The sequence below is a fragment of the Streptomyces sp. NPDC058375 genome, assembly GCF_042723425.1.
In the GTDB taxonomy this organism is placed as follows: domain Bacteria; phylum Actinomycetota; class Actinomycetes; order Streptomycetales; family Streptomycetaceae; genus Streptomyces; species Streptomyces durocortorensis.
Genome location: NZ_JBHXJG010000425.1, coordinates 1 through 3,377, shown reverse-complemented (window position 1 = coordinate 3,377; position 3,377 = coordinate 1). Strand labels below are relative to the sequence as shown.

Annotated in this window: 2 protein-coding genes; both read left to right on the top strand. The window is 67.2% G+C overall.

The features are described from left to right. Positions 1–143 precede the first annotated feature (143 nt). Positions 144–752 carry a CDP-alcohol phosphatidyltransferase family protein gene (locus ACFWM7_RS34515; protein WP_007452211.1) on the top strand — a complete coding sequence of 203 codons (609 nt, stop codon included), beginning with the start codon at positions 144–146 and terminating at the stop codon, positions 750–752. 112 nt (positions 753–864) lie between these two features. Further along, positions 865–3,360 (top strand): sugar phosphate nucleotidyltransferase, encoded by a 2,496-nt coding sequence (locus ACFWM7_RS34510; RefSeq protein ID WP_383268522.1) that lies wholly within the window; start codon positions 865–867, stop codon positions 3,358–3,360. Positions 3,361–3,377: the final 17 nt, after the last annotated feature.

Here is a 3,377-nt window from a genome sequence, read left to right as displayed (position 1 = left end):
GCACCCTTGTGGTGCGGGGCTTTCCTGCGTTCTCAGCCTTTTGCGCGTCGTTCACCTTCCCACCACCCCCGTGCACCCGCCTGTGGAAGCTGAGGGTAGGGTCAGGGGGCATCATTGGCACGTTCTTCACAGGAGGCCCCCGGGTGGAGGTCCAGGAGACTCGGGTCCAGACGGACCGGGTCCTCACCATCCCCAACATCCTCAGCATGGCTCGCCTTGTCGGGGTACCGCTCTTCCTGTGGCTGATTCTCCGCCCCGTGTTCGGAGGGCCCAACAGCGACAACTGGGCGCTGCTCGTCCTGATGCTCAGCGGCATCAGCGACTACCTGGACGGGAAGCTCGCCCGCAAGTGGAACCAGATCAGCAGCCTCGGCCGGCTCCTGGACCCGGCGGCCGACCGCCTCTACATCCTTTCCACCCTGGTTGGCCTCACCTGGCGTGAGATTCTGCCCCTCTGGGTCACCGCGGCACTTCTCGCCCGGGAACTGATGCTTCTCGTGATGGTGGCCATCCTGCGCCGCCACGGCTATCCGCCCCCGCAGGTCAACTTCCTCGGGAAAGCTGCAACTTTCAACCTGATGTACGCGTTCCCCTTGTTGCTGCTCAGCGACGGGAGTGGTTGGCTGGCCACACTGGCCGCCGTTTTCGGATGGGCGTTCGCAGGTTGGGGTACAACCCTCTACTGGTGGGCAGGAATCTTGTACGTGGTTCAGGTCCGCCGACTTGTGAAGGCGGACGCAGTAGCCGATTGAGCTCGTTGATGCGGTGCCGTGCAATGTCGCCGGCTCGCGGCAGATGGTGCGCATGCCGCCCCGACGGGCGAAGTCGGCTGACCGTCGTCTCTTGTAGGAGGACGTTTCCGACATGAAGGCCGTCGTGATGGCTGGCGGCGAAGGCACACGTCTTCGCCCCATGACCTCGAGCATGCCCAAGCCGCTCCTGCCCGTGGCCAATCGGCCGATCATGGAGCACGTCCTGCGGCTGCTCAAGCGGCATGGGCTCAGCGAAACAGTAGTGACCGTCCAGTTCCTCGCATCCCTCGTCAAGAATTATTTCGGGGACGGCGAGGAGCTCGGTATGGAGCTCACCTATGCCAACGAGGAGAAGCCACTCGGCACCGCGGGCAGCGTGAAGAACGCCGAGGAGGCGTTGAAGGACGACACGTTCCTCGTCATTTCCGGTGACGCGCTCACCGACTTCGACCTCACCGACCTCATCGCCTTCCACAAGGAAAAGGGCGGCCTCGTCACGGTCTGCCTGACCCGCGTTCCCAATCCGCTGGAATTCGGCATCACCATCGTGGACGAGAACGGTCAGGTCGAACGGTTCCTGGAGAAGCCGACCTGGGGACAGGTCTTCTCGGACACCGTGAACACGGGCATCTACGTCATGGAGCCCGAGGTCTTCGACTACGTCCAGGCCGACACCTCGGTCGACTGGTCCGGTGATGTCTTCCCTCAGCTGATGAAGGAGGGCAAGCCCATCTACGGCTATATCGCCGAGGGCTACTGGGAGGACGTCGGCACCCACGAGAGCTACGTCAAGGCCCAGGCGGACGTCTTGGAGCGCAAGGTCGACGTGGAGCTCGACGGCTTCGAGATCTCGCCCGGCGTGTGGGTCGCCGAAGGAGCTGAGGTCCACCCCGACGCCGTGCTGCGCGGACCGCTGTACATCGGCGACTACGCCAAGGTCGAGGCCGACGTCGAGATCCGCGAACACACGGTGGTCGGGTCGAACGTCGTCGTCAAGACCGGGGCCTTCCTCCACAAGGCCGTGGTCCACGACAACGTCTACATCGGACAGCACAGCAACCTGCGCGGCTGCGTGGTCGGTAAGAACACCGACATCATGCGTGCGGCCCGCGTCGAGGACGGCGCTGTCATCGGCGACGAATGCCTGGTCGGCGAGGAGTCGATCATCCAGGGCAACGTCCGGGTGTACCCGTTCAAGACCATCGAGGCCGGCGCGTTCGTCAACACCTCGGTGATCTGGGAGTCCCGAGGGCAGGCGCATCTCTTCGGAGCGCGCGGGGTCTCCGGAATCCTGAACGTCGAGATCACCCCCGAACTGGCCGTACGGCTGGCGGGCGCCTACGCCACGACCCTGAAGAAGGGCTCGACGGTTACCACCGCACGTGACCACTCCCGAGGCGCCCGCGCCCTCAAGCGGGCCGTCATTTCGGCTCTCCAGGCCAGCGCCATCGACGTACGGGACCTGGAGAACGTCCCCCTGCCCGTGGCACGTCAGCAGACCGCCCGGGGCAGCGCCGGCGGCATCATGATCCGTACGTCTCCGGGCGTGCCCGACTCCGTGGACATCATGTTCATCGACGAGCGGGGCGCCGACCTCTCGCAGGCGCAGCAGCGCAAGCTCGACCGGGTGTACGCACGCCAGGAGTACCGCCGTGCCTTCCCCGGCGAGATCGGGGACCTGCACTTCCCGTCCAGCGTGTTCGACTCGTACACCGGATCCCTCCTGCGCAACGTCGACGTCGACGGCATCGCCGACTCCGGCCTCAAGGTCGTCGTCGACGCCTCCAACGGCAGCGCCGGGCTCGTCCTGCCCAGCCTGCTCGGGCGGCTCGGCGTGGACGCGCTGACGATCAACCCCGGGCTCGACGAGGCGCGGCCAACCGAGTCCGCCGACACCCGGCGGGCCGGTCTGGTGCGGCTCGGGGAGATCGTGTCCTCGGCGCGGGCGGCCTTCGGAGTGCGGTTCGACCCGGTGGGGGAGCGGCTCTCCCTCGTCGACGAACTGGGCCGGATCATCGAGGACGACCGGGCCCTGCTGGTCCTCCTCGATCTCGTCGCCGCCGAGCGGCGCAGCGGTCGGGTCGCCCTCCCCGTGACGACCACGCGCGTCGCCGAGCAGGTGGCGGCCTACCACGGCACCCAGGTGGAGTGGACGACCACCTCGCCCGACGACCTGACCCGGGTGGGCCGTGAAGAGGACACCATCTTCGGGGGAGACGGGCGCGGCGGGTTCATCGTTCCCGAATTCAGCAGCGTCTTCGACGGGACCGCCGCCTTCGTCCGGCTCATCGGGCTCGTCGCGCGCACCCAGCTCACCCTGAGCCAGATCGACGCCCGCATCCCCCGGGCGCATGTCCTGCGCCGCGACCTGGCGACGCCGTGGGCCGTCAAGGGGCTCGTCATGCGACGGGTCGTCGAAGCGGCCGGCGACCGCCGGGTGGACACCACGGACGGGGTCCGCGTGGTCGAGGCGGACGGGCGGTGGATCATGGTCCTACCCGACCGGGCGGAAGCCGTCACCCATCTGTGGGCGGAAGGCCCGGACGACGCCTCGGCCCAGGCGCTGCTCGACGAGTGGGCCGCCGTGGTGGACAGCGCGGGAGATTGACGCGATGGACGGTGTGC